Here is a 25,806-nt window from a genome sequence, read left to right on the forward strand (position 1 = left end):
CACCGGTCCGGCGGGTGGCAACACTCCGAACGGCACCCCCCGGAGTGAGCGCGAGATAAGCGACCGACATAATGTCGGTCGTGGCGACAGCAACGACAGTAGAAACCGGGCACGCGCACCCGTCGGTCAGCCGGCCGAACCTCACCAGCGTCGGAACCATCATCTGGTTGAGTTCCGAGCTGATGTTCTTCGCGGCCCTCTTCGCGATGTACTTCACCCTCCGGTCCGTCACCGGTCCGGATCACTGGAAGCACATGGCCGACGCGCTCAATGTGCCTTTCTCCGCGACGAACACCACGATCCTGGTGCTCTCCTCGCTCACCTGCCAGCTCGGCGTGTTCGCTGCCGAGCGGGGCGACGTGAAGAAGCTCCGTGGGTGGTTCATCCTCACCTTCATCATGGGCGCGATCTTCATCGGCGGTCAGATCTACGAGTACACCAGCCTGGTGAGGGACGAGGGCATCTCCTTGTCCTCCGACCCGTACGGCTCGGTGTTCTACCTGACCACCGGCTTCCACGGCCTGCACGTGACGGGCGGTCTCATCGCCTTCCTGCTGGTCCTCGGCCGTACCTACATGGCCAAGAGGTTCACTCACGAGCAGGCGACCGCCGCCATTGTCGTGTCCTACTACTGGCACTTCGTCGATGTGGTCTGGATCGGCCTCTTCGCCACGATCTACCTGATCAAGTAGCGGGACCGACTCCCGCACATCCAGAAGCACGACGCAGAAGATCCTGACACCGGGGTAATCCGTGAAAAAGCTCTCCGCACGACGACGCCATCCGCTGGCGGCGGTCGTCGTCCTACTCCTCGCGCTGGCGGCCACTGGGGGGCTCTACGCCGCGTTCGCGCCCGCGGGCAAGGCGCAGGCCGATGAGACCTCCCAGTCCCTGACCACCATCTCGGAGGGCAAGAAGCTCTACGAGGTCGGCTGCGCCAGCTGCCACGGCACCGGTGGCCAGGGCTCCTCCGACGGCCCCAGCCTGGTGGGCGTCGGCGCCGCCGCCGTCGACTTCCAGGTCGGCACCGGCCGGATGCCGGCCGCCACCTCGCAGGGCGCCCAGGCCGTGCGCAAGAAGCCTGTCTACAACCAGGCCCAGATCGACCAGCTCGCCGCCTACATCGCCTCGCTGGGCGCCGGCCCGAGCGTGCCGACCAAGCAGCAGTACGGTCCGGACGGCGCGGACATCGGCAAGGGTGGCGAGCTGTTCCGCACCAACTGCGCGCAGTGCCACAACTTCGCCGGCAAGGGCGGCGCCCTGTCGATGGGCAAGTTCGCGCCGAGCCTTGAGGGCGTCGCGCCCAAGCACATCTACGAGGCCATGCTGACCGGCCCGCAGAACATGCCGTCGTTCCCGAACACGACGATGTCCGAGAAGAACAAGAAGGACATCATCGCGTACCTCAACGCGGTCAACGGTGACAAGACGGTGAACCCCGGCGGCCTCGCGCTGGGCGGGCTCGGCCCGGTCACCGAGGGCCTCTTCAGCTGGATCGCCGGCCTCGGTGCCCTGATCGTCGTCGCCGTGTGGGTCGCCGCTCGGACCGCAAAGGCCAAGAAGTCATGAGTAGCCAAGACATTCCAGAAGAGAACCTGCCCGCTGCGCAGGAGGCCGGCCACGGCGCCGTAGGCGTCGCGGACGAGGAGAACCCGTTCGCCGACCCCGGCCTGCCGCCCCACGAGCACCGGATCCAGGACATCGACGAGCGTGCCGCCAAGCGGTCCGAGCGCGTCGTCGCCCTGCTGTTCACGGTCTCGATGCTGGCCACCGTCGCCTTCATCGCGTCGTACGTGACGATCCCGGTCGACAAGTCGATCTTCGTCTTCCCGATCGGGCACATCAGCGCGCTGAACTTCGCGCTCGGTCTGACCCTCGGCGTGGCGCTGTTCTGCATCGGCGCGGGCGCGGTCCACTGGGCCCGCACCCTGATGTCCGACGTGGAGGTCGCCGACGAGCGTCACCCCATCGAGGCGTCCCCCGAGACCCGCGCCAAGGTCATGGCGGACTTCCGCCAGGGCGCCGCGGAGTCCGCGCTCGGCCGTCGCAAGCTGATCCGCAACACGATGCTCGGCGCGCTCACCCTGGTGCCGCTCTCCGGCGTCGTGCTGCTGCGTGACCTGGGCCCGCTGCCCGGCACCTCGCTGCGCCACACGCTGTGGGCCAAGGGCAAGCTGCTGGTCAACGTGAACACCAACCAGCCGCTGCGTCCCGAGGACGTCGCGGTCGGTTCGCTCACCTTCGCGAAGCCCGAGGGCCTGGAAGAGACCCAGGAGGACTTCCAGAACGAGATCGCCAAGGCGGCCCTGATGATCGTCCGGCTCCAGCCGGAGAACATCAAGGACAAGCGCGAGCTCGACTGGTCGCACGAGGGCATCGTCGCCTTCTCCAAGATCTGCACCCATGTCGGTTGCCCGATCTCCCTGTACGAGCAGCAGACGCACCACGTCCTCTGCCCGTGCCACCAGTCCACCTTCGACCTCTCCGACGGTGCCCGAGTGATCTTCGGCCCGGCCGGCCACGCCCTGCCGCAGCTGCGGATCGGGGTCAACTCGGACGGTTACCTCGAGGCCCTCGGCGACTTCGAAGAGCCCGTCGGTCCTGCTTTCTGGGAGCGCGGATGAGCACTAACTCCAACGACGAGTCCCGCCCCCGCGGGAAGGCACCGGCCGGCGAGCGCGTCGCCGACTGGGCCGACGGCCGGCTCGGGATCTACTCCCTGGCCAAGGCCAACATGCGCAAGATCTTCCCCGACCACTGGTCGTTCATGTTGGGCGAAGTGTGCATGTACAGCTTCATCATCATCATCCTCACGGGTGTGTATCTGACGCTGTTCTTCCACCCGTCGATGAACGAGGTGGTGTACCACGGCAGCTACGTCCCGTTGCAGGGCATCCAGATGTCGGAGGCGTACTCCTCCACCGTGCACATCAGCTTCGACGTCCGGGGCGGTCTGCTGATCCGGCAGATCCACCACTGGGCCGCGCTGATCTTCCTGGGCGGCATGCTCGTCCACATGATGCGCGTGTTCTTCACCGGCGCGTTCCGCAAGCCGCGTGAGATCAACTGGCTCTTCGGCTTCCTGCTGTTCTTCCTGGGTCTGATCACCGGCTTCACCGGTTACTCGCTCCCGGACGACCTGCTGTCGGGTACGGGTATCCGCTTCATCGAGGGCGCGATCCTGTCCATCCCGATCGTCGGCACGTACATCTCGTTCTTCGCCTTCGGCGGCCAGTTCCCCGGCCACGACATCGTGGCCCGGTTCTACTCGGTGCACATCCTGCTGCTGCCGGGCATCATGCTCGGCCTGATGGTGGCCCACCTGATCCTGGTCTTCTACCACAAGCACACGCAGTTCGCGGGTCCCGGCAAGTCCGAGAAGAACGTCGTCGGCATGCCGCTGCTGCCGGTCTACATGGCCAAGGCCGGAGGCTTCTTCTTCCTGGTCTTCGGTGTCATCGCGGCCATCGCGGCGATCGCGCAGATCAACCCGATCTGGGCCATGGGTCCCTACCGTCCGGACCAGGTGTCCACCGGCGCCCAGCCCGACTGGTACATGGGCTTCGCCGAGGGTCTGATCCGCTTCATGCCGGGCTGGGAGATCAACGTCTGGGGCCACACGTTCGTCCTGGGCGTGTTCATCCCGCTGATGCTCTTCCCGATCCTCCTGTTCGCGATCGGTGTCTACCCGTTCATCGAGACCTGGATCACCGGCGACAAGCGCGAGCACCACATCCTGGACCGTCCGCGCAACGCGCCGACCCGTACCGCTCTCGGTGTCGCCTGGCTCACGCTCTACGGCGTGACCCTGATCGGCGGTGGCAACGACCTGTGGGCCACCCACTTCAGCCTGTCGATCAACGCGGTCACCTGGTTCGTCCGGATCAGCTTCTTCGCCGGACCGGTCATCGCCTTCATCGTGACCAAGCGGATCTGCCTCGGTCTCCAGCGCCGCGACCGCGACAAGGTGCTGCACGGCCGGGAGACCGGCATCATCAAGCGCCTGCCGCACGGTGAGTTCATCGAGGTGCACGAGCCGCTCAGCCAGGAGCAGCTGCACACGCTCACGGCTCACGAGCAGCTCAAGCCGGCCGAGATCGGCCCGACGGTCGACGAGAACGGCGTCGAGCGCAAGGTGAAGGGCTCGGAGAAGCTGCGCGCCAAGCTCAGCAACGCCTACTACGGCGAGGACTCCCAGATCCCGAAGCCGACGGTCGAGGAGTACAAGGAGATCACGGCCGGTCACGGCCACCACTGATCCCACCCGTTGCTGCAAGGCCACATGGGCGGCCCCCCGGAGAACTCCGGGGGGCCGCCCCTTTTTTTGGAACTTCTTATATGACTGGGTCGGGGTAGGAAGCTAGGATCATCGTGGTCGCGATCTTGAGCCGTGGGCATTTCTTGCTCAGACAGGCGTGCCCGCGGCATGACAGACGGGGAGACAGTAATGCCGGATCCTGCTGCCGAAGCCGGATTTTTCTTCAACCCAACCGATCCGAACTTCCGCCGAGACCCTTATCCGGCGTATCGGAAGCTCCGTGATGAATTCCCGCTCCTTCCCGGGCCGCTGAACTCCTGGGTGGTGAGCCGGTACGACGACGTCGAATTCCTGCTTCGTGACCGCAGGCTCGGCAAGGACCTCAGCAAGACCGCCTACTTCGCCCAGCTGGCGGGCGGGCCCGACGAGGAGCCGCCGCCCTTCCTGGGACTGGGCATGGACGGCTGGGACGGCAACCTCTTCAAGCTGCTCGACCCGCCGGACCACACCACGCTGCGCACCCTGGTGGCGGCGCCCTTCACGCCGGCCGCGGTCGAGGCCCTGATCAAGTCGGTCACGGACATCACCGACGAGCTGCTGGCCGACCTGCCCTCGCACTTCGACGCCATGGAGGTGCTCGGCGCGCTGCTGCCGGTCCGTGTCCTCGGCGACATGATGGGCATTCCGCGCGAGGACCAGAAGCAGTTCGTCGACTGGTCCACCGAGATCGCGCGCCTGCTGGAGCTGGGCGCGGCCCCGCCGGACGACCTGGCGGCGGCCTCGCAGCGCGCGGTGGCCGAGTGCACGGAGTACTTCGTCAAGGCCCTCGAGGCCCGCCGGGCCGAGGGCGGCACCGATCTGATGTCCACGCTGCTGAGCGTTGCGGACACCATCGAGGGGCTGACGGTGCACCACGTCGCGGCGATGTGCGTGCTGCTCATCGTCCCGGGCCTGGACACCTTCGCCAACCTCATCGGCAACGCCGTGGTGCTGCTGGCCCAGCACCCGGAGGTGCTGAACCGGCTGGCCGAGGACCCCGCTCTCGGGGACGACGTCCTCGACGAGGTGCTGCGTCTGGAGCCCCCCACGCACGCGTCCTGGCGGGTCGTCAACGAGCCGATCGAGCTGCACGGCCAGACCATGCAGACCGGCGACGTGGTGCTGCTGATGCTGGCCGCGGCCAACCGCGACGAGCGGGAGTTCGAGAACCCCGACGCGGTGTCGCTGGGCGCGCACGGCCGCAAGCACCTCTCCTTCGGCCGGGGCATCCACTACTGCCTCGGTGACAACCTCTCGCGTCTGATGGCCAAGGAAGCGCTGATCGGCCTCGCACGGCGGTGCGGCACCCTGGAGCTGGAGGGGGACGAGGTCGACCTCAAGCCCGGTCTGTGGCTGCGGGGCCCGGCCCGGCTGCCCGTCAAGGTGACCGCCCGGGAGGCCTCGGCATGACCTCTGCCGCTGAGGCCGTCTCCACCGAACCGATTCTGCTGGAGCTGGTGGACGACGACGGCCGCACGATCGGCGTCGCCGAGAAGCTGTCCGCGCACCAGGCCCCCGGCCATCTGCACCGGGCGTTCTCGGTCTTCCTCTTCGACACCGAGGGCCGGATGCTGCTCCAGCAGCGCGCCCTGACGAAGTACCACTCGCCGGGCGTGTGGTCCAACACCTGCTGCGGCCACCCCTACCCCGACGAGCCCCCGCAGGACGCCGCCGTGCGCCGCGTGCGCGAGGAACTCGGCCTGGTGGACGTCTCCCTCCGGACGGCCGGCACGGTCACCTACGAGCACCCGGACGAGATCTCCGGGCTGGTGGAGAAGGAGTACAACCACCTGTTCGTGGGCGTGGTGGAGGCCAAGCCCGAGCCGGACCCGGAGGAGGTGGGCGACTACCGCTTCGTGAACCGCGCGGAACTCGACGCGCTGCGCGCGAAGGCCCCGGTCTCCGCCTGGTTCGAAACGGTCCTGACCGCGGCCCTGCCGGGCGTACGGCAGGTCGCCCCGGGCGGCGGCTGGTAAGGCACCCGGGAACAGCGAAGAGCGGTCGTGGCGGGGGGATCCCGGCCACGACCGCTCTTCTTCGTCCGCGGTGCGGGCGTTACGACAGAGCGCGCAGCACCGCGTCGTTGGCCTCGGCGTCGCCGACGGTGAGCCGGACGCCCTCACCCTCGAAGAACCGGGCCAGGACCCCGCTCCGCTCCAGGGCCGCGCGGAGCTGCGGCACCCGCTCCGGCTCGTCGAACCAGAGGAAGTTCGTCCGGCTCGGCAGCACCGCCCAGCCGGCGGCGGTGAGCCCCCGGGCCAGCCGGTCGCGTTCCCGCACGATGCGTTCCACCCGCGCGCCCAGCTCGCCCTGCTCGCGCAGGGAGGCCTCGACCGCGGCCACCGCCAGCGAGCTGATGGCGAAGGGAAGCTGGAACTCGTTGATCCGCCGGGCCAGCTCGGGGCTGGTCAGGCCGTAGCCGACGCGCAGGTCGGCGAGGCCGTACGCCTTGGAGAAGGTGCGCAGCACCAGCAGGTTGGGGAACTCCCGTACCCACTCCGCCGAGTCCGGACGCTCCTCGGGCGCGACGAACTCGATGTACGCCTCGTCCAGCACGACCGTGGTCCCGGCCGGGACCAGGGCGAGGAACTCCCGCAGCGCCTCGGCCGTGACAAACCGTCCGGTCGGATTGTGCGGGTTGCAGACGATCACCGCATCGGCCTCCGCCGCCGCCTTCGCCAGGCCGGTGAGATCCTGGTGGCCGCCCGGCAGCAGCGGGACCTCGAGCGGACGGGCCGCCGTCATCCGCGCGAGCAGCGGGTACGCGTCGAAGTTGCGCCACCCGTACGCCAGGCCGCCGCCGGGACGCACGGTCGCCTGGAGGGCCTGGAGCGCGACACCGACCGACCCGGAGCCCACCACGACACCCTCGCGCGGGAAGCCGAGCCAGTCGGCGAGGACGCCCTTCAGCCGCTCCGGATAGAACTCCGGATACCGGTTGACCGCGGTGGCATGCCGGGCGATCTCCGCGACCACCGATTCCAACGGCGGAAGCGGATTCTCGTTCAGGGCCAGCCGGTGTTCCACGGGCATCAGCTCACACCCAGGGATCTGAGCAACTCGCGGGCGTCCTCCAGATTGTTGTCGATGCCCAGCTCGTTTCCGTTCAGCATCGGGGTGCCGAAGTGACGCTCCATCTCCACGATGAATTCGACCACCCCCATCGAGTCGATTCCCGACTCCTTGAAGGTGACCCCCGCGAAAAGGGAGTCGGTGGATTTGGGAAAACGCTCGTCAAGCAGTGACTTCAGGTTTTCGTCAAGGTTGCCCATGGTTCTCTTCTCGCTTGTACGACTGCTCAGCTCTCGGTGATGGGGACGAGCGAGCCCGGCCAGGTGAGCAGGGCCGAGCCCCAGGTCAGTCCGCCGCCGAAGCCGGTGAGGACGACGGACTGCCCCGCCTCGAACCGGCCGTCCGCGGCGCCCGCGGCGAGCGCCAGCGGGATGGACGCGGCCACGGTGTTGCCGACCCGGTCGATGTTCTTCACGACCCGCTCCGCCGGCAGGCCCAGATCGCGGGCGCAGGTGTCGAGAATGCGCACATTGGCCTGGTGCGGCACCAGATGGGCGAGATCGTCCGGTGCCAGCCCGGCCCGGTCGAGGACGGCCCGTACCGAGCCGCTCATGTGCCGGACGGCACGCGCGAAGACCTGGGGCCCGTCCATGTGGAAGTAGACGTCCGACGGCGCCGGACCGGTCCCGGCGAGCCGCTGCTCCGAACCGCCGGCCGGCACGGTGATGAGATCCACCCCCCGACCGTCGCTGCCCAGGTCGAAACCGAGCAGCGCGCCGTCCTCCGTCCGCTCGCCCGCCCGGAGCACCGCGGCCCCGGCGCCGTCGCCGAAGATGACCCGGGTGGTGCGGTCGGCCGGGTCCAGGATCGTGGAGAAGGTGTCCGCCCCGACCACCAGGGCGGTGTCGACCACCCCGGTGCCGATCAGTCCCGCCGCGGTGGCCAGGCCGTACACGAACCCGGTGCACACCGCGGCCACGTCGAACGCGCCCACCCCGGTGAGCCCGAGGGCGTCGGCCACCACCGGGGCCGTCGCGGGACAGGGCCGGTCGGGGGTGCTGGTGGCCACCACCACGAGGTCCACCCGCTCGGTGCCCGCCGACTTCAGCGCCCGCCGGGCGGCCTCCGTCGCCAGGTGGCCGGTGCTCATGCCGGGCGACGCCACATGGCGCCGCTCGATGCCGGTGCGGGTTCTGATCCACTCGTCGGTGGTGTCCAGCTCGGCCGCGAGCATGTCGTTGGTGACCACCCGGGGCGGGACCCAGGTACCCAGCCCGCCGAGGACCGCGGTGCGTGTCATGGTCGGTGCTCCCTTATGCGGCGCTGCCGCCCTCGAAGGCGGGCCGGACGCGGTAACCCCGCTGCGCCGCCTGCTGGTTGATCTTCCGGGCGCGGGCGATGGCCTGGGCGGTACGCGCGATCATCAGCCCCGAGGTGAGGCCCAGCCCCTTCCGCGAGGTCTTGAAGAAGGCGTAGTCGTCCTTGGCCAGGGTCGGGAACATCGAGTCATGGAGCTGGATGTCGGCCTCCATGAACGTCCGCGACGTCGGGTGCAGCGCCTGCGGCCAGGAGCGGCCGGCGTCCAGGTGCTTCCTGGCCACACCGATCTCGTACCGGATCAGCTCCCGCACCGGGTCGCTGATCCGCCCGCTGCCGATCTGCCGGTCCAGGTCCTCGCGTTCCACGCCGAACCGGGCGAGGTGCTCCAGCGGCAGGTAGAGCCGCCCGAGGTCCATGTCCTCGCGCAGGTCCCAGATGAAGTCCAGCAGCTGGAAGGCCGTGATGGTGTGCCGGCACAGCTCCTCGGCCTCGTCGCCGCGCGGCTCGAAGATCTGGTTGATCCAGGTGGCGGGCAGCAGGGTGACGTTCTCGAGGAAGTCGTCGAGCGCGGCGTCGTCCGCGTACTCGTACGTCGTGAGCGCCCGGCGGTTGCCGGCGACGAACTCCGGCACGCGCAGGTAGGGCAGGTCCCAGGTGCGCAGGGTGTGCACCAGGGCGCGGGCGACGGCCGCGTCGGTCTCCTCCGAGCGGGACAGCGGCCGGTCCACCGGCAGCGGGTCGCCCTTGGCGACGGCCAGGTAGGTGCGCTCCCACTCGTCGAGCCGGCGGTTGCGGACATCGACGCTCAGGTTGATGTCGTCGGTCAGGTTGTCGACGTAGGCGACGAAGGTGATGAAGGCGTCGAAGTAGGGACGCTTGGCCTCGGGGAACATGTACCGGCCCAGGAAGCGTCCGCGGCCGATCTTGCGGAACAGCTGGGAGACGGTGATGTAGTCGGCGCGAAGACCGGAGTCCTTGATGCCCGCGAGATCGAGCTCTTGAACCATCGTCATGTCTGTGCTCTTTCGTGTGGGCCGGCCCGACGGCCGGCCGCTAGAGGGTGCTTCCGCTCATCTCGTACGAGTCGACGGACCGCCGTTGCCGCGGCACCGTCACCGTGGGCTCGTCGGCCGGCAGGAAGGAGGCGAAGGGAGGCATCTCCTCGACCGGGAGCCGGAGTTCCAGCACACCGGGGCGCCGGCCGTCGAGGGCGTGGTCGTCCAGGTGCCGGACGAGTTCCGCACGGGTGCCCGCGCTCGCGACCCACAGCCGGTCCGGGGAGCCGAGCCCCCGCGCCACCGTGCACACATCGGCCGGCCGGTAGTCCACCGCCGTGATGCGGGAGTCGAAGAACTTCTGCTGCCGGGTGGCGCACATCCCGTGCATGCCGTTGTTGAAGACGACATAGAGGATGGGCAGTTGCAGTTCGACGGCGGTGTGCAGCTCCAGTCCGCTCATCAGGAAGGCGCCGTCGCCGCAGAACACCACCGTCCGGGTGGACTCGGAGCAGCCGAGCTGGGCGCCGATCGCGCCGCCGATGCTGTACCCCATGCCGCCCATGCCCAGCGCGATCGTCGAGGTCGATCCCGGCGGCACGGACCCGTAGTGCATGGAGGCGACGGCGCAGTTGCCCGCGTCGTACAGCAGATGGCCCCCGGGCGGCAGGTGCTCCTGGATCAGCTGGACGGCCTCGCTCTGGAGGAGCACGTCGTCGGCCGGGGGAGTGTCCCGGCCGGGGAGCCGGTCGGCCCGCCGGGGCAGGAACCGCGTCATCGTGTACCCGTCGACCACCGGGGCGGTGAACGGGCTCACCTCGCGCAACTGCTCCAGCAGCTGGAACACCCGGCCGGCGTCCCCGCGGACCAGCAGGTCGGCGGCGCCGGAGCGGGCCAGCTGGCCCAGGTCCACATTGACCGCGGCGGCCTTCGCCGGGTCCCAGCCGGGTATCGCCCGGCGGGTCATCATGCTCAGTCCGGTACCGACCAGCACCACGAGGTCCGAGCGCTCCGCATAGGCGGCGGCCGAGGGATGGCCGCCCTCGCCGACGACCCCCAGGTACAGGGGGTTGTCGTTCGGGAACTCGCCCCGGGCGCCCATGGTCGTCACGACCGGTATCCGGGCGCGCTCCGCGAAGAGCTGTACCGCCTCGGGGGCGGCGGACCGGCGTACCCCGTGGCCGAGCAGCAGCACCGGTGAACGGGCCTCGCCCAGCCGCTCGAACAGCTCCCGCACCGCCGGCTCGTCGACCGGTCCCGGGTCGGCGAAGGCGTTGAGGTCGCGGGGCCAGTCGGCGGGCGGCTCGCCGACCTCCAGCTCGTTGCTGTCCCGGGGGATGAGCAGGGCCACGGGACCCTTGCGCCCGCTGAGGGCCGTGCCGAGCACATCCCTCAGGGCGGGCCAGAACGCGTCCGCCCCGGTGATCCGGACGGTCTTCTTGGTGACCGCGCTCAGCAGGGGCAGCGCGTCCACCGTGCGGCCGATGCCGGAGGAGTCCTGGAAGGACCCCTTGCCGTCCAGGGCGGCCGGCGGCTGGCCGACGAGGGCCAGCACCGGCACCGATTCGGCGTAGGACTCGGCCAGCCCCGCCACCAGGTTCACCATGCCGCCGCCCGAGGTCGAGCAGCACACGCCCAGGGTCCGGTGGATCCGGGCCCGGGCGTCGGCCATGAACGCCGCGCCGTCCTCCCGTTTCGCCAGGACCGAGGTGAGCCGCCCCTGTCCGAGCCGTTCGACGGCGTCGTGGATGTGCTCGATGTTCGCGCCGCTGACACCGAAGACATACCTGGTGTCCAGGTCCCGCAGAACGGTGACCAGCGCGTCGGCCAGCCGCATCGTCCTACCCCCGTTCGTCGTGGATGTGCTGCCCCGGCTGTGCCCCGCCCCGCGTCAGCTCTGTGCCGAACCGAAACGGTGCTCGAGGATCCGCTTGAGGTTGCCCATCTCGATGCTGTGGCCGGCGTGGAACATGGGCCAGATGTCACCGACCCAGACGCGGTCGGTGCGGGCCCGGCCCTCGGCGATGTAGTCCGGGACGTTCTCCGTCTTGCGGTCGTAGTAGGGGTGCTTGCAGTTGGTCCACAGCACCACGGTGCCCGGCTTGTTGAGGACCTTCGAGGAGTCGATGATCGTCAGGTAGTAGCGCATCCACAGCTCGTGGCCCTGGTCCCAGGCACACGGGTAGATCACCAGGCCGTGCTCGGGGCCCTTCTGGGCGTCGGCGCGGATGTAGATGTCCGTGTTCGGCTGGATCATCTCGTCGGCCTTGTACAGACCGCCGCCCAGGTGCCTCATGTTGCGGATGCTGTACGTCCACTCCTCCAGGGAACGGGCGTTGGCGGCGTACTCGAAGACGATGTCGTACGGCACGTTGATGTGCTCGGCGAGGGAGCAGTAGTCGCCGAACACCTCGTTGTGGTCGTACGTCTCCTTCGTCTTGCTCTCCATCAGCTTCATCATGTCGTCCATGCCGGTGTTCTCGTTCCACACCAGGCCCAGCTCCACCAGGTCGGAGCGGTCGAGGACGTAGTTCTGCGCGAGGCCCGACTCGTCGGGGACGCGGTTGGCCATGTTTCCTCCTGAATGAAGCAATGGTGAACACACAGGTGGTGCAGGACATGCGGTGATGCTGGACATGCCGGCGGTGCCGGGCATGCGGTGATGGTCGTAGAGGGGCTGTCCGGACGGCCGGGACGGCTCAGTTCCAGCGCCAGACCATGGAGGCGACGAGTTCGCCGCCGTGGGAGAACGTGCCGAACGCCACCAGGTCTCCGGGGGAGATCAGCTTCTTCTCCAGGGCGTCGGCGAAGGTCACCGGAAGGGAGCCCTGGAACAGGTTGCCGTAGATGCCCAGGGTGTCGTGCGCACGGGAGTCGTCGAAGCCGCAGCGCTTGCGCCACTCCGCGACGTACTTCTCGTTCGGCTGGTGGGTGATGAGGCGGGCGATGTCCTCGTTCCGTACGCCGGCCTTCTCCAGGGCGGTCTCGACGGCCCGCGGGAGCTGCTCCATGGTGACGGTGTAGAGCCGCGCCAGCATCTTCTGGTCGAAGTTTACCGTCAGGGCGCCGGAACCGTGCGCCCAATAGGGAATTTCCATTCCGTCGACGGCACTCGGCTCGACCTTGAGCGCGCCCCAGTTCTCACCGAAGGACTGCTCGTGCACGGAGAGAATGGTGGGTTCCTCGCCGGCGGTCAGCAAGGTGGCGGACGCCCCGTCGCCGAGCACCCGGGATTCCGGGCTCTGCTGGAATTCCTCCAGCCGGGAGACGAAGTTGGTGACCGTGACCACGGCCACCGTACGGTACTGGCCCGAGTCGATGAAGGCCTTGGCCGTGTTGATCGAGGAGACCCAGGAGCAGCAGCCGTTGTCCACCTGGAGAACCGCTGCCGAGGTCGCGCCCACCGCGTGCTGAATCGCGGTGCCCACACCGGGCGAGAAGGCGTCGTTCAGCTGGGAGGCGCAGATGATGAGATCCACGGTCGCCGGGTCCACGCCATTGCGCTCGAGCAGCTTCTCGAGAGCGGCGGTACCCAGCCGGGCGGAGGTGTACTCGGGCCACGCGAAACGTCGTTCGTGAACGCCCGCGAAGAACGCATGGTCACTCAGGTCGCTGTCCTCGGAAAGCAGCTCACTGTTTCGAACCACTTTTTCCGGCATGAAATTGACTACATCGACAACGCGAGTCGATACCACAAAAATTCCCAATCTTCGCGGTGGGAGTGCTAGTCATGCATTGACCGGGAGAACCAGGAGAGGTGTGGCGAAAAGAAAAAAGAGAATGCGCTGCACGTTCCCCCCTCGAGTCCCCCGTTGACGCTTTGGAGTGGCGTTTATGTCGAGCGTGCTTGCAAGTGGCGCAAAAGCGATGGCAACTCTATGATCATCACGGTCACGGCCAGATCTCAGTTAGGTAACCGTAAGGTAACGGTCGCTCTGGGGGGAAGATATCCGCGATGTCCGGGTGTGCCAGGGAAAGCGGCCTGGACTTCGTTCAACATGCATTGGTTCCGGTGTTCAAACGTAAGATTCCTTACTTTTGAGTGGCCGCACTGTGAGACCGGCGCCCCGCGCCCCGCCCGGCTGGATAGGCTGGGATCCTCCCCGCGCGCGCGGTGGTGGATGGCTGAAACCGACGACTCAGGAGCGGCCGTATGAGCGCTGTGACCCCCGCTGGAGGCGACACCGCGGCGGGCCGTTCCTGGCCCGAGGTGCTGAACGCCCTGCTGTCCGGGCGCGACCTGGACGCCGGTGCGACGTACTGGGCGATGGACCGGATCATGCGCGGCGAGGCCACGGACGCGCAGATCGCCGGGTTCGTGGTGGCGCTGCGGGCCAAGGGCGAGACGGTGGAGGAGATCACCGGGCTGGTGGACGCGCTGTACCGGCACGCCACCGTCATCGAGGTGTCCGGGAACACCGTCGACATCGTCGGAACGGGCGGGGACGGCGCCAAGACCGTCAACATCTCCACGATGTCCTCGATCGTCATCGCCGGTACCGGCGCCAAGGTCGTCAAGCACGGCAACCGGGCCGCTTCCTCGGCCTCCGGCGCGTCCGATGTGCTGGAGGCGCTCGGCGTCAACCTGGACCTGGCGCCGAAGCGGGTGGCCGAGGTCGCCGAGGAGGCCGGCATCACCTACTGCGCCGCGGTGAAGTTCCATCCGGCGCTGCGTCATGTGGCCGCCGCACGCGGCCAGTTGGGGATCCGCACGGTCTTCAACGCGCTCGGCCCGCTGGCCAACCCGGCCCGGGTCAAGGCGCAGGCCGTCGGTGTCGCCGACCCCCGGATGGCCCCGATCATGGCCGGCGTCTTCGCCGCCCGTGGTCACTCGTCCCTGGTCTTCCGCGGCGACGACGGGCTCGACGAGCTGACGACCACGGCCACCTCGCGGGTGTGGGTGGTACGCGACGGCAAGGTGACCGAGGAGGCCTTCGACCCGCGGGACGTGGGGCTGGAACTGGTACCCGTCGAGGCGCTGCGCGGGGCGGACGCCACCTACAACGCGGGTGTCGCGCGGCGGCTGCTGGACGGCGAGAAGGGACCCGTGCGGGACGCCGTGCTGCTGAACTCCGCGGCCGCGCTGGTCGCCCTGGAGCCGGGCCCGGGGTCCCTGGCGGAGCAGCTGCGGGACGGGATGGAGCGCGCGGCCGAGTCGATCGACTCCGGGGCGGCGGGCCGGCTCCTGAAGCGCTGGGTCGCGGCCACCAACGCCTGACGTCCGCCCGGCGGGGCGGCCGTACAAGTCGCCCCGCACTGCGGGAAATTGGCGTCAGATCTTGATCAGCCGGCCGGGTCGGGGGATATGCTAGCGTCAAGTGCATTCCCTCGTGGTGATGTGTGTGCCTCCGCTTTGTCCGGAGCACGCATCTGAACGGGGACAACGAAGGGATGACGGGGGCATGGATGAGGGACAGCTGTACCCAGCCATGGAATAGGAATCCGACGCCGCCGGACCGTCGATTACGTCCGGTCCATACCTGAGCCGACTCGGCTCCGCACCGTTTTTATGCGACTCCGCGCGTGATGCGCGTGTCTTCACCACCGGGCGGCACCGACCGCCCCGAAAAGCGCCGGAACATTCTCACCGGCCCTTGCTCTGCCCATTCCGGCCTTCTCGACGGCCGTCACATCCGCAGACCGAACCGGTAACCGCACCCAGCACGGGTGCGGAACAGGCCTGCGCACTCTGGCGACACCCTCTCCTCCCTCGTCGGCAACCCCTCGGACGTGCCGTCGACGCACACCCGCACTTGTTCGCGCCAGCGCATTCAGCAAAAGGAGAACACGGTGACCAACTTGATGCTTCTGCCCGACGGCATGCGCCGCTGGTCCATCGAAAACGGTGTCTCCCTCGACGAGGGCTACAAGGCGATGGCGGACAAGCTCGAAGAGTTCATCGGCTGGACCCGGGAGGAGGGCATCAAGACCCTCTACATCACGACGTCCTCGGTGAAGAACTTCAACCGCCCCGAGGCCGCGGTGACGACGTTCCTCGACGCGTTCGACGACCTGGCCCAGCGCGTCCACGGCAGCTGCAACTTCGCGTACTCCGGCTCCCTGGACCTGGTGCCGGAACGCTACCTCGAATCGCTCGAGACGATGCGGAAGGCGTCGGACGCCGACTCGGACTTCACGGTCCACTACATCCTCGGAATGTCCCTCTCCCGCGAGGTCATCGGGATCTTCAACAAGCTCAACGGGAAGATCCCGGTCATGACCGAGGAGATCCTGGCCAGCAACGCGTACGTCCCGGAACAGGTCGACTTCGTCATACGCACCGGCGGCGCCGTCCGTATGTCGTCCTTCTTCCCGCTGATGTCCCCGTACGCCGAGCTGTACTTCTCCCCGCTGCTGTTCCCGGACGTCACGCGGGCCGACTTCGACGCCGCGATGAAGGACCTCCGCAACCGCGAGCGCCGCTACGGCGGCTACCCGGAGTCCGGCATGCCCGAGTCGAGCTGACGGCACGGCCGACGGCCTCGGCATGCCTCGCCGGCATGCCGAGGTCCCGATATGCGGACAGGAGTTGCGGCGCGGCGATCAGCTCCGTTACGTTCCTGTCCAGGTCATGAGCGACAGCCACAAGGCCCCGGCCGGCTGTCCGGCAACCCTCCGTCCGTGGCGGGGTGCCCCGGGTGAGGACCAGGTCGTAGGCAGCGAGGTCTACGGCAAGCGCGGACCCCTCGCACGCTGAGTCGAAGCGTGGACCAGGGGTCCTGGTCGTCGAGGAGTCTTCCGTGAGCAAGCGAATGCGTTAGGGCCGCCGAGCCCCGCCTCCGCGCACCCTTTTCCCCTTTCTCCGTGCTTGAGCGACCTCTGCTCGCGCGGTGATCCCACACGCCTCACGGGAGTTCCGCCATGTCCGTCTCCACCGCTGCCGCCGACCAGTCCGTTTGTGCCCCTCTGCCGGTTCTGGGGCGGGATGTCACCGTTCCGCTGGTCACCGGCGGCGAGGTCACCTACGCGGCCCTCGACTACGCGGCCAGCGCCCCCGCCCTCCAGCGCGTCTGGGACGACGTCGCCGCCTACGCCCCCTACTACGGCAGCGTCCACCGCGGCGCCGGCTACCTCTCCCAGCTCTCCACCGACCTCTTCGAGAACGCCCGCCGCACGGTCTCCGACTTCCTCGGCTGCCGCCCCGGCGACCAGGTGGTCTTCACCCGCTCCACCACCGACTCGCTGAACCTGCTGGCCCGCGCGCTGCCCGCCGGCTGCCAGGTCTTCGTCTTCGAGACCGAGCACCACGCCTCCCTGCTGCCCTGGCAGGACACCCGGGTCACCTACCTCGACGCCCCGCGCACCCCGCGGCAGGCGGTCGAGACCCTGGAGCGGGCGCTCGCCGGCCGCGAGCCCCACGGCCCGGCCCTGGTCTGTGTGACCGGCGCCTCCAACGTCACCGGCGAGCTGTGGCCGGTGCGCGAGCTGGCCGCCGCCGCGCACGCGCACGGCGCCCGGATCGTCGTGGACGCCGCCCAGCTCGTCCCGCACCAGCCGGTGGACGTCCGCGACCTCGACGTCGACTGGATCGCCTTCTCCGGACACAAGCTGTACGCGCCGTTCGGCTCCGGCGTCCTGGCCGGCCGCGCGGACTGGCTGCGCGCGGCCGAGCCGTACCTCGCGGGCGGCGGCGCCAGCCGCACGGTCACCCGGCGCCCGGACGGCGGGGTGGAGGTGGCGTGGCACGAGAGCGCGGCCCGGCACGAGGCCGGCTCGCCGAACGTCATCGGCGCCTACTCCATCGCGTCGGCGTGCAAGGCGCTCACCGAGGCCGGCTGGGACACCCTGGTCGCCCGTGAGCAGCATCTGATCCGCCGGGTGCGCGAGGGGCTCGCCGAGATCCCCGAGGTACGGATCCTCTCCCTGTTCGGCGACGACGCCCCGCGCGTCGGGGTGATCTCCTTCGTGGTCGACGGCTGGAACAGCTCCCACTTCGCCGCCGCCCTCTCCGCGGAGTACGGCATCGGCGTCCGCGACGGCCTGTTCTGCGCCCACCCCCTGGTCCGCACGCTGCTGGGCAGCGACCCGCAGACCCAGGGCGAGTGCGGTGCGCCGGAGGCGGCCCCGGGCGAGAAGTCCCTCAACGCCGTGCGCGTCAGCTTCGGCGCGGGCACCCCCGACGAGCACGTCGACCGGTTCGTGAGCGCGGTCCGGGAACTGGTCAGGGACGGTGCCAAGTGGACGTACCGCACGGAGGACGGCCGCTGCGTGCCGGCGGTGTGAGGGGCCGTACCTCCCGGTGAGGCGGTGTCCGGACGGTCAGGAGTCGAGGCCGATCGCGAACGCCGCCTCGAGGTCGTGCTGCGAGTAGGTACGGAACGCCACATGCGTGTCCGTGCCCTCCACGCCGGGGATCTTGCTGATCCGGCCCGGGATCACCTCGGCGAGGTCCTCGTGCTCCCGCACCCTGACCATCGCGATCAGGTCGTAGGTCCCCGTCACGGAGAACACCTCGCTCACCGAGTCCAGCGAAGCGATCTGCTCCGCGATCTCGGGGATCCGGTCCACGCTGGTCTTGATCAGGACGATCGCGGTGATCACGGCTGCTTCTCTCCCTCGGGCGCCTGGGCAGGGGCGGCTTTCACTCTATCCGTACGGCCGTAACGCACCCACGCGTAGCCGAAGCCCAGCCCGAAGCCCACCAGGTGCGCCAGATACGCCACCCCGGGGCCCTGTCCCGCCCGCCCCGCCGAGAGCCACTGGAGCGCCGCCCAGAACGGCAGCACGACCCAGGCCGGGAACCGTACCGGCAGGAAGAGAAGGAACGGCAGAAGACTGGTCACGCGCGCCCGCGGGAACAGGTAGAGGAAGGCGCCGAGGACCGCCGAGATCGCCCCGGAGGCACCCACCAGCGACTGCTCCGAGGCGGCGTTGGCGGCCGCGTAACCGAGCAGGGCCAGGTAGCCGCAGCCGACGTAGAAGAGTGTGTACTCCACCCGGCCCATCCGCTCCTCGGTCATCGCGCCGAAGACGAAGAGGAAGAGCATGTTGCCGAGCAGATGCACCCAGCTCCCGTGCACGAACAGCGCGGTGAGCGGGGTGAGCGCCGCCCTCGGCACGCCCTCGAACAGCTCGGCCGGGACCACGCCCCAGCGGTGGAAGTACACGCGCTGCGCGGCGAGCAGGGACTCCCCGGAGCCGTACGCCCCGGTGAGCCCGGAGGCCGGGCCCAGCACGAAGATCACACAGCACAGGGCGATGAGGGTGTAGGTCATCGGTGCCGATGTGTTCCGGACCGCCCTCAGGGTCCGGCCCGCCGTGCTCCAGTTGCCGATCATGGACACAGAGCATGACGTAAGGGGACGCAAGGGGATAGACCGCCTCGCCGCCGTGAACGGACGGGCGGCGAGTCCCCGGCAGGCCGTAGGGTTACGGCCACACGGGTCCGCCCCCCGGGCGCGGACCGACCCGAGAAGGAAGCGAACAGCCACGATGACGGTTCCCCTGCCGACCGCCACGACGCGTTGGCGCTGCACCCTGTGCGGCAACCTCACCCGGTTCGACGTGACCCGTTCCTCGAAGGTGGTGGAGTACGTCCACCTCGACCTGGCGGGTGAGCCGAAGGTGGAGGAGCGCGAGGTGGTCAGTGAGACCATCGAGTCGGTGCGCTGCCGTTGGTGCAACGCGGTGGACCAGGTGGAACTCGTGGACAGGCCGGGCGCCGACTCCTGAGCGGAGCGGCCCCGGGTACAGCGGACGGCTTAGGGGTGTGACGGATGGTGGAGACCGCAGGCGGGGGGCCGGAAGACGGCACCGCTGAGGTGCTTGACCGTCCGCTGCCCGACGGCGTGCGCCGCAGGGTCGTACAGATCGTCTCGGACGGCTTCGGCGGGCTGACCGTGGCGGAACTGCCCGCGCAGCTGCGGCAGTATGCCCGGTTCGCCCCCAACCGCCGGGCGAAGTTCGCCGGGAACGCCATGGCGGCGGCGCTGGAGACCGATCCGCTGTTCCGGCAGCGCATCGGGGAGAAGTTCAGAGAGGCGCATCCGGAACTCTCCGGCGCCCTGGACTCCGGCTCGCCGCCCCCGGCCGCGGACCCGCTCGATGTGGCGGCCGCGGCCTATGTACTGCGCCCCGCGGGCTGGGTGAAGCTGGTCACCGCGGCCGGCGAGGAGGCCCAGCGCGCGGACGCCGAGCGCGCCGACGAGGAGAGCCGGGCGGAGCTGGAGCGGCTGCGCGCCGAGCTGGCCCAGGCCCGCGAGCACACCCGGGCGGAGACCGAACGGCTGCGCGCGGAGCTGGAGTCGGCGAAGAAGGAAGCGGAATCGCTTCAGCGCAAGCTGCGGGCCGCGCTCAGCGACGTCAAGCGGGGCGAGGCCGCGCTGCGCAAGGTGCAGGCCGAGATGGAGGCCGTACGCGCCGAAGGGCAGACGCAGCTGTCGGCCGCCGAGAGCGAGTCCCGGCGGCTCAAGGCGCGCCTCGGCGAGGCGGAGGCCGCGCTGGAGGCGACCCGCCGGGCCGCCCGCGAGGGCCGCAGCGTGGAGGACATGCGGGTACGGCTGCTGCTGGACACCCTGCTGGACGCGACCCAGGGGCTGCGGCGCGAACTCGCCCTGCCGCCGGTCTCGGTGCGCCCGGCGGAGACGGTGGACGCGGTGGAGCCGGGCCGGATGACCCCCAAGGACATCGCGGCCCGCGCCCTGTCCGAGCACGACCCGGCCATCCTCGACCAGCTGCTCGCGCTGCCGCAGGCGCATCTGGTGGTCGACGGCTACAACGTCACCAAGACCGGCTATCCGCAGATGCCGCTGGAGAAGCAGCGGCTCCGGCTGCTCGGCCAGCTCTCGGCGCTCGCCGCGCAGACCGGCGCCGAGGTGACCTGTGTCTTCGACGGCGCCGAACTGGCCGCGCCGGTGCTGCTCGCGCCGCCGCGCGGCGTCCGTGTGCTGTTCTCGAAGCCGGGGATCACCGCCGACGAGCTGATCCGGCAGCTGGTGCGCGCGGAGCCGCCGGGCCGTCCGGTCATCGTCGCCTCCACCGACCGCGAGGTGGCCGACGGGGTCGCCAGGGCGGGTGCCCGTCCCGTCGCCTCTGCGGTGCTTCTGAAGCGACTGTCCTGAACGCCCAACGGGCCTAGCTAATGCCCGAATTGGCCGCATCGTCACGCAACGTAGCGTCAATCGCGCCTCACCCCGTGTGAGTTATGGGCAAAGAATGACTTGCGTGATGCGATTTTCTGCTGTGAGGATTTGAACTGATCACAGCTGGGTCACTAGGGTCTGGGCTCGAACCTCCGAACGGGTGATCACTCACAAGAAGGAGTTCGTCCTCAGTGGCGTCCCACCGTCGACCCAAGCAGCCGAGCCGCACCCGCGTGACCGTGCTCACCACCGCCGCAGCCGCTGCCGTCGCGCTCAGCGCGAACGCCGCCAACGCCGCGCCCAGCGAGAAGCTCAGCAAGGACGAGGTCAAGGCAAAGGTCGACAAGCTCTACGAGCAGGCCGAGCAGGCCACCGAGAAGTACAACGGCGCCCAGGAGAAGCAGCAGAAGCTGCAAAAGGAAATCTCCACCATCCAGGACAACGTCGCCCGCGGCCAGCAGGAGCTGAACAAGCTGCGCGACGGCCTGGGTTCGCTGGCCACGGCCCAGTACCGCTCCGGCGGCATCGACCCCTCGGTCCAGCTCTTCCTCTCCTCGAACCCGGACGACTACCTCGACAAGGCGTCCACCCTCGACCAGTTGAGCAGTCAGCAGGTCGACGCGCTGAAGAAGATCCAGGACAAACAGCGCGAACTCGCCCAGGAGCGGGCGGAGGCGAGCGACAAGCTCAAGGACCTCTCCGCCACCCGCACCGAACTGGGCAAGAAGAAGAAGGAAGTCCAGGGCAAGCTCGCCGAGGCGCAGAAGCTCCTCAACACCCTGACGGCCAAGGAGAAGCAGGAGCTGGCGCAGAAGCAGCAGCGCGCCGACCGCTCCTCCACCCAGCGGGTCGACATGGGGAACAAGGACACCCCGCCGGCCTCCGGCCGCGCCGGCGCCGCGTTCTCCGCCGCCCAGAGCAAGATCGGCTCGCCGTACGTCTACGGCGCCTCCGGTCCCTCCTCCTTCGACTGCTCGGGCCTGACCTCCTGGGCCTACGCGCAGGCCGGTGTCTCCATCCCGCGCACCTCGGAGGAGCAGGCGAACATCGGCACCCGCATCTACAGCATCAACGACCTCCAGGTCGGCGACCTGGTCTTCTTCTACGGCGACATCCACCACGTCGGCCTGTACGCCGGCAACGGCATGGTGCTGCACGCCCCGCACACCGGTGCCGTGGTCCGCTACGAGGCCATGTCGGACATGCCGTTCCAGTTCGGCGTTCGCGTCTGACCCGCGGTCCGACCCGCGAAACGTCCACCGCCCGAGGGCGCCCGAACGGGCGAATCCCCGGGACCGGAACTGACTCCACGCCCCGCCGGTGACCTGCGTCAGCGGCGGGGCGCGACCGTATGCGGGCCGAAGACGGCGCACGAGGTCTTTGGCCGGAGCCCTTCCGCACGGCTACTGTCTGCCGCGTTTCCCCGGCGCCGGGGCCTCCCCGTCCCCAGGCGCCGGGGAACGGTATCTGTCCGTGAACAGAAGGACTGCCGTGGGGTCCCACCGTCGTCGCCTTGCACCATCCGGATTCGACCGGGGCGCCGCCGCCCTGTGCGTACTCTCCGCCGCGGCCGCCGCGTTCGGCGCCGTACCGGCGCAGGCGGCGCCGCACGGCGACGCCCGTGCCGAGGTGGACCGGCTGTACCAGCAGGCCGAACAGGCGACCCAGGCCTTCGACAAGGCCACCGAGCGCGAGGACACGCTGCGCCGCGAGGTGAGCGACGCGCAGGACCGCATCGCCCGCCGGCAGCAGCAGGTCAACTCCCTGCGCGAACAGCTCGGTTCGCTGGCCGGCGCGCAGTACCGGGCGGGCGGCATCGACCCCGCGGTGGCGCTGCTCTTCTCCGACGACCCGCAGGACTACCTCGACAAGGCGTCCACCCTCGACCGCATCGGCAGCCAACAGGCCGGCCGGCTCAAGGAGCTGCGGTCCGCGCTGCGCGACCTCGCCCAGGAGCGCGCCGAGGCCGCCGGGAAGCTCGGTGAACTGGAGCGCAGCCGCAAGGCGGTCGCCGCGCACAAGAAGACCGTGGAGGGCAAGCTCGCCGCGGCCCGGCGGCTGCTGAACGCGCTGCCGCCGGCCGCCCGCGCCGCCTACGACCGGGCCTCGCGCTCCGACGACGCCGGCCGCGCCGATCTGTCCGGCATGCCCGGCGCGGCGGACCTGCCGGACCTGACCGGCGCCGTCGCTCCCGACGCCCGCGCCGCCGCCGCGGTGGCCGCCGCGCAGTCCGCCCTCGGCCGGCCCTATGTGTGGGGCGCGAACGGCCCCTCCGGCTTCGACTGCTCGGGTCTGATGCAGTGGTCGTACGCACACGCCGGAGTGCACCTGCCGCGCACCTCGCAGGAGCAGCGGTTCGCCGGCCGGCAGGTCCCGCTCTCCCAGGCCCGCCCGGGAGACCTGGTCGTCTACCGCGCCGACGCCAGCCATGTGGCGATGTACGTCGGCAACGGCCAGGTCATCCACGCCCCCTACCCGGGCGCGCGGGTCCGGTACGACCCGGTGAACATGATGCCGGTCTCCTCGGTGACCCGGCCGTGAGACCGGTTCCCCGGCCGTGGCCCCGGGGGTGCCCTTTACGATCGGCAAATGGCTGGTCGTAGACGGGTGCGGAGTGCCGCGGCGGTGGCGGCCTGTCTGCTGGCCGTACCCCTCGCCGGGTGCGGCGGGCGGACGGGTGCCGACTCCGCGCGGGCGGAGGTGCAGCGGGTCCTGGACCGGCGCGCGGCGGCGCTGCTCGGCCACGACGAACCGGCCTACGGCGCCACCGGCACCCGGACCGAGTACACCAGGCTGCGCGCCCTTCCGCTCGCCTCCTGGGCCTACACGGTCACCGCGGTGCACCGTACGGCCTCCGGTGCCACCGCCGACGCCGAGCTGCGCTACCGGGTCGCCGGGTACGACACCGCACCCGTGGACGCCCGCCGCACCCTGACGCTCGGCCGCACCGCCGACGGCCGGTGGTACGTCAGCGCCGACCGGCCCGCCGGCCGGGCCGGGCAGCAGCTGTGGGACCAGGGCACGGTGACCGCGGTCAAGGGCGCGCACAGCCTGGTCCTCGGCACCGGCCGCTCCGCCGCCGCCCTGCGCGCCTTCGCCCGGCTGGCCGACCGTGCGGTGCCCGCGGTGTCCCGGGCCTGGGGCACGGGCTGGACCCGGCGGGTCGTCGTGCTCGTCCCGCGGTCCCTGACGGACATGGCGGCCCTGCTCGGCTCGCCCGCCTCCGACTACCGGGGGATCGCCGCCGTCACCACCGGCGAGGTGGGAGGTGCCGGGCGGGCCCCCGCGGACCGGGTGGTGGTCAACCCGGACGCGTACGCCGCCCTGGGCGACCTCGGCCGGCAGGTCGTCCTCACCCACGAGACCACCCATGTGGCCACCCGCGCCCACACCACCGCGGCGACCCCGCTGTGGCTCTCCGAGGGCTACGCCGACTGGATCGGCTACCTCGGCACCGGCCGCACCCCGGACGAGATCGCGCCGGAACTGGCCCGCGCGGTGCAGGGCGGCCGGGTGCCCTCGGCGCTCCCGGCCGACAAGGACTTCCGCTTCACCAGCGACCCCACCGAGCTGGCCCGGGCCTACGAGGGCGGCTGGCTGGCCTGCCGGATGATCGCCGACCACTGGGGCACGGCCCGGCTCGGCACCTTCTACCGGGCCGTCGGCGCCCACCGCGAACGGGCCGGCGCGGTCGAGACGGCCCTGCGGAAGGTGCTCGGCACCACCCCGAAAGCCTTCACCACCCGCTGGCGCGCCTACATCAGAACCCAGCTCGGCTGAGCCTCCCGAGGGCTGGACGGCGCGCCTGCGCCGCGTGCCGGGTCAGGAGGGGACCGAGGTCTTCCTTGTGCGGGTGGCCTGATCGGGGACAGAGGGGAGGGGCGGGAGTGGTGGGACGGTCGAGCGCCACAGGGTGCGGGCCGCGAGGAGGGCGGCCGCGGCCAGCAGGCCGTTGCGTACGGCCAGCAGCGTCAGGCCGTATCCGTCGCTCAGCACCACGTGGAGGAAGCCGAGCGGGAACTCCAGGACGGTGACGAAGGACGCGGCCGCCACCAGCAGCGCGGGGACGCCCATCCGGCTCGCCCGGTGCGTCATACAGACCGCGGCCAGGCCGATCAGCCACACCAGGTACTGGGGGCTGATCACCCGGCTGGTCACCGTGAACAGCAGTGCCGCGGTGAGCGCGGCGTCGGCGAGGGAGTGCGCCCCGGTCCGGGTCGCGCGCAGCCGCCACCGCACCAGCCAGGCGAAGGCGATCCCGGTCAGCGCCAGCGCGCCCGCGCTCACCGTGGCCACACCGGGCCCGACGAACTCGACCGAGCCGTAGTTCAGCAGCACCTGCCCCGGCCAGCCGAAGTGCCGGGCCACATGGAAGACCAGGCCGCCCAGCGACTCCACCTCGGTGCCCCGGTCCCGCTGGAAGGTCAGGAACGCGAGCGCCCCCGGCATGGACACCGCGAACAGTGCCGCGACCACGGACCCGGTCACCGCCGCCGACCGCCACGCCCGCCGCCCGGCACCGGCCAGCAGCAGCGCAGGCCACACCTTCAGCAGCGCCCCGAACGCGGCCAGCGCACCCAGCACCCGCGGCCGCCGCGCCCCGGCCAGCAGCGCCGCCACCGCCACCGCGGTCACCATCACGTCGTAGCGGGCGTACACGGTCGGGCCCAGCAGCGGCACCGCCACCACCCACACCAGGGCGCCGTGCGCGGAGCGGCCCGGACGCCGGCCCGCGGCCAGCAGCAGGACCAGCACGGCCGCGTCCGCCAGGCACGCCAGGACGAAGAAGGCGTGCGGATACGACAGGAAGGGCAGCGCGGCGGGGGAGAGCACGGCGAGGGCCGCGGCGGGCGGGTACTGCCAGGTCACGTCGTCCAGCGGAAACGTTCCCTGGCGCAGCACCTCGTACCAGCCCTGGTAGATCACCGACACGTCCGAGGTGACGTCCGGGCCCGGGAAGACGAACACCCCGAACACGAAGAGCAGCAGGACCGCACGGGTGACGACCCAGGTCGCGAGCAGCCATGCCGGGGGCCGCCCGGTGCCGTTCGTCTCCACGTGCTCCCCTGCCGTTCGATTTCGGGTCGGGCACCATGATGTC

Annotated in this window: 24 protein-coding genes and 1 riboswitch; of the genes, 14 read left to right on the top strand and 10 right to left on the bottom strand. The window is 70.0% G+C overall.

Going from position 1 to position 25,806, the window contains the following annotated elements; translation table 11 throughout:
- The first annotated feature begins 71 nt into the window (after window positions 1-71).
- From ctaE to idi, 6 genes are all read left to right on the top strand, one after another.
- Window positions 72-692 (top strand): aa3-type cytochrome oxidase subunit III, encoded by a 621-nt coding sequence (gene ctaE / locus ACWCV9_RS10720; RefSeq protein WP_450785528.1) that lies wholly within the window; start codon window positions 72-74, stop codon window positions 690-692.
- 61 nt (window positions 693-753) lie between these two features.
- A complete protein-coding gene (qcrC, locus tag ACWCV9_RS10725) occupies window positions 754-1,569 on the top strand; it encodes a cytochrome bc1 complex diheme cytochrome c subunit (protein ID WP_450785529.1) in 816 nt (271 codons plus the stop codon).
- Window positions 1,566-2,624, top strand: coding sequence for a cytochrome bc1 complex Rieske iron-sulfur subunit (gene qcrA / locus ACWCV9_RS10730; protein ID WP_385844035.1), 1,059 nt, complete (start codon window positions 1,566-1,568; stop codon window positions 2,622-2,624). Before qcrC ends, qcrA begins: the two co-directional genes overlap by 4 nt.
- Window positions 2,621-4,258, top strand: coding sequence for a cytochrome bc1 complex cytochrome b subunit (gene qcrB / locus ACWCV9_RS10735; protein ID WP_385844034.1), 1,638 nt, complete (start codon window positions 2,621-2,623; stop codon window positions 4,256-4,258). Before qcrA ends, qcrB begins: the two co-directional genes overlap by 4 nt.
- Before the next feature lie 324 nt (window positions 4,259-4,582).
- The gene (locus tag ACWCV9_RS10740) at window positions 4,583-5,707 is read left to right on the top strand and encodes a cytochrome P450 (RefSeq protein WP_450785531.1); all 1,125 of its coding nucleotides are present in this window, start codon (window positions 4,583-4,585) and stop codon (window positions 5,705-5,707) included.
- On the top strand, window positions 5,704-6,273 hold the full coding sequence (gene idi, locus ACWCV9_RS10745; RefSeq protein ID WP_450785533.1) for an isopentenyl-diphosphate Delta-isomerase: 570 nt from the start codon (window positions 5,704-5,706) through the stop codon (window positions 6,271-6,273). The genes ACWCV9_RS10740 and idi overlap by 4 nt, the downstream gene beginning before the upstream one ends.
- Before the next feature lie 79 nt (window positions 6,274-6,352).
- Here the strand turns inward: idi and ACWCV9_RS10750 are convergent, their stop codons facing one another.
- From ACWCV9_RS10750 to ACWCV9_RS10780, 7 genes are all read right to left on the bottom strand, one after another.
- Complete coding sequence (locus ACWCV9_RS10750) at window positions 6,353-7,330, bottom strand: aminotransferase class I/II-fold pyridoxal phosphate-dependent enzyme (protein WP_450785534.1); 978 nt, start codon at window positions 7,328-7,330, stop codon at window positions 6,353-6,355.
- Window positions 7,330-7,569 (bottom strand): acyl carrier protein, encoded by a 240-nt coding sequence (locus ACWCV9_RS10755; RefSeq protein ID WP_450785536.1) that lies wholly within the window; start codon window positions 7,567-7,569, stop codon window positions 7,330-7,332. The genes ACWCV9_RS10750 and ACWCV9_RS10755 overlap by 1 nt, the downstream gene beginning before the upstream one ends.
- 26 nt (window positions 7,570-7,595) lie before the next feature.
- On the bottom strand, window positions 7,596-8,609 hold the full coding sequence (locus ACWCV9_RS10760; protein ID WP_450785538.1) for a beta-ketoacyl-ACP synthase III: 1,014 nt from the start codon (window positions 8,607-8,609) through the stop codon (window positions 7,596-7,598).
- A 13-nt stretch (window positions 8,610-8,622) separates the two neighbouring features.
- Window positions 8,623-9,642 carry a phytoene/squalene synthase family protein gene (locus tag ACWCV9_RS10765; RefSeq protein WP_450785540.1) on the bottom strand — a complete coding sequence of 340 codons (1,020 nt, stop codon included), beginning with the start codon at window positions 9,640-9,642 and terminating at the stop codon, window positions 8,623-8,625.
- Between the two features lie 40 nt (window positions 9,643-9,682).
- The gene (locus tag ACWCV9_RS10770) at window positions 9,683-11,461 is read right to left on the bottom strand and encodes a thiamine pyrophosphate-binding protein (protein WP_450785541.1); all 1,779 of its coding nucleotides are present in this window, start codon (window positions 11,459-11,461) and stop codon (window positions 9,683-9,685) included.
- A 54-nt stretch (window positions 11,462-11,515) separates the two neighbouring features.
- Complete coding sequence (locus ACWCV9_RS10775) at window positions 11,516-12,196, bottom strand: hypothetical protein (RefSeq protein WP_385844025.1); 681 nt, start codon at window positions 12,194-12,196, stop codon at window positions 11,516-11,518.
- Between the two features lie 127 nt (window positions 12,197-12,323).
- Window positions 12,324-13,271, bottom strand: a complete 948-nt coding sequence (locus ACWCV9_RS10780; RefSeq protein ID WP_385844024.1) for a 3-oxoacyl-ACP synthase III family protein — start codon at window positions 13,269-13,271, stop codon at window positions 12,324-12,326.
- Between the two features lie 506 nt (window positions 13,272-13,777).
- Here ACWCV9_RS10780 and trpD point away from each other — a divergent pair.
- From trpD to ACWCV9_RS10795, 3 genes are all read left to right on the top strand, one after another.
- Window positions 13,778-14,842, top strand: coding sequence for an anthranilate phosphoribosyltransferase (gene trpD / locus ACWCV9_RS10785; protein ID WP_450785543.1), 1,065 nt, complete (start codon window positions 13,778-13,780; stop codon window positions 14,840-14,842).
- Between the two features lie 572 nt (window positions 14,843-15,414).
- Entirely contained in the window at window positions 15,415-16,089 is a 675-nt protein-coding gene (locus tag ACWCV9_RS10790; RefSeq protein ID WP_450785545.1) for an undecaprenyl diphosphate synthase family protein, read from the top strand.
- A 102-nt stretch (window positions 16,090-16,191) separates the two neighbouring features.
- Window positions 16,192-16,308: riboswitch (SAM riboswitch) on the top strand.
- Between the two features lie 177 nt (window positions 16,309-16,485).
- A complete protein-coding gene (locus ACWCV9_RS10795) occupies window positions 16,486-17,847 on the top strand; it encodes an aminotransferase class V-fold PLP-dependent enzyme (protein WP_450785547.1) in 1,362 nt (453 codons plus the stop codon).
- A 36-nt stretch (window positions 17,848-17,883) separates the two neighbouring features.
- Here ACWCV9_RS10795 and ACWCV9_RS10800 read toward each other — a convergent pair whose 3' ends face one another.
- Together ACWCV9_RS10800 and ACWCV9_RS10805 are read right to left on the bottom strand one after the other, a co-directional pair.
- Window positions 17,884-18,165, bottom strand: coding sequence for an Lrp/AsnC family transcriptional regulator (locus tag ACWCV9_RS10800; protein WP_037931200.1), 282 nt, complete (start codon window positions 18,163-18,165; stop codon window positions 17,884-17,886).
- Complete coding sequence (locus ACWCV9_RS10805; RefSeq protein WP_450785550.1) at window positions 18,162-18,902, bottom strand: rhomboid family intramembrane serine protease; 741 nt, start codon at window positions 18,900-18,902, stop codon at window positions 18,162-18,164. Before ACWCV9_RS10805 ends, ACWCV9_RS10800 begins: the two co-directional genes overlap by 4 nt.
- 154 nt (window positions 18,903-19,056) lie before the next feature.
- Here ACWCV9_RS10805 and ACWCV9_RS10810 point away from each other — a divergent pair, with 154 nt between their 5' ends.
- The 5 genes from ACWCV9_RS10810 to ACWCV9_RS10830 all read left to right on the top strand — a co-directional run bounded on the left by ACWCV9_RS10810 (window position 19,057) and on the right by ACWCV9_RS10830 (window position 24,485).
- On the top strand, window positions 19,057-19,296 hold the full coding sequence (locus ACWCV9_RS10810; RefSeq protein WP_009309707.1) for a hypothetical protein: 240 nt from the start codon (window positions 19,057-19,059) through the stop codon (window positions 19,294-19,296).
- A gap of 44 nt (window positions 19,297-19,340) precedes the next feature.
- Window positions 19,341-20,684: an NYN domain-containing protein gene (locus tag ACWCV9_RS10815; RefSeq protein WP_450785551.1), complete on the top strand. Its 1,344-nt coding sequence runs from the start codon at window positions 19,341-19,343 to the stop codon at window positions 20,682-20,684.
- 212 nt (window positions 20,685-20,896) lie between these two features.
- Window positions 20,897-21,937 carry an NlpC/P60 family protein gene (locus ACWCV9_RS10820; protein ID WP_450785553.1) on the top strand — a complete coding sequence of 347 codons (1,041 nt, stop codon included), beginning with the start codon at window positions 20,897-20,899 and terminating at the stop codon, window positions 21,935-21,937.
- Window positions 21,938-22,196: 259 nt separating this feature from the next.
- Window positions 22,197-23,246 carry an NlpC/P60 family protein gene (locus ACWCV9_RS10825; RefSeq protein WP_450785554.1) on the top strand — a complete coding sequence of 350 codons (1,050 nt, stop codon included), beginning with the start codon at window positions 22,197-22,199 and terminating at the stop codon, window positions 23,244-23,246.
- Between the two features lie 48 nt (window positions 23,247-23,294).
- On the top strand, window positions 23,295-24,485 hold the full coding sequence (locus ACWCV9_RS10830; protein ID WP_450785555.1) for a hypothetical protein: 1,191 nt from the start codon (window positions 23,295-23,297) through the stop codon (window positions 24,483-24,485).
- Between the two features lie 42 nt (window positions 24,486-24,527).
- On the opposite strand, the gene ACWCV9_RS10835 is transcribed toward ACWCV9_RS10830, so the two are convergent.
- Complete coding sequence (locus ACWCV9_RS10835) at window positions 24,528-25,763, bottom strand: glycosyltransferase 87 family protein (RefSeq protein ID WP_450785557.1); 1,236 nt, start codon at window positions 25,761-25,763, stop codon at window positions 24,528-24,530.
- Window positions 25,764-25,806: the final 43 nt, after the last annotated feature.

It is taken from the genome of Streptomyces sp. NPDC001606 (assembly GCF_053596835.1).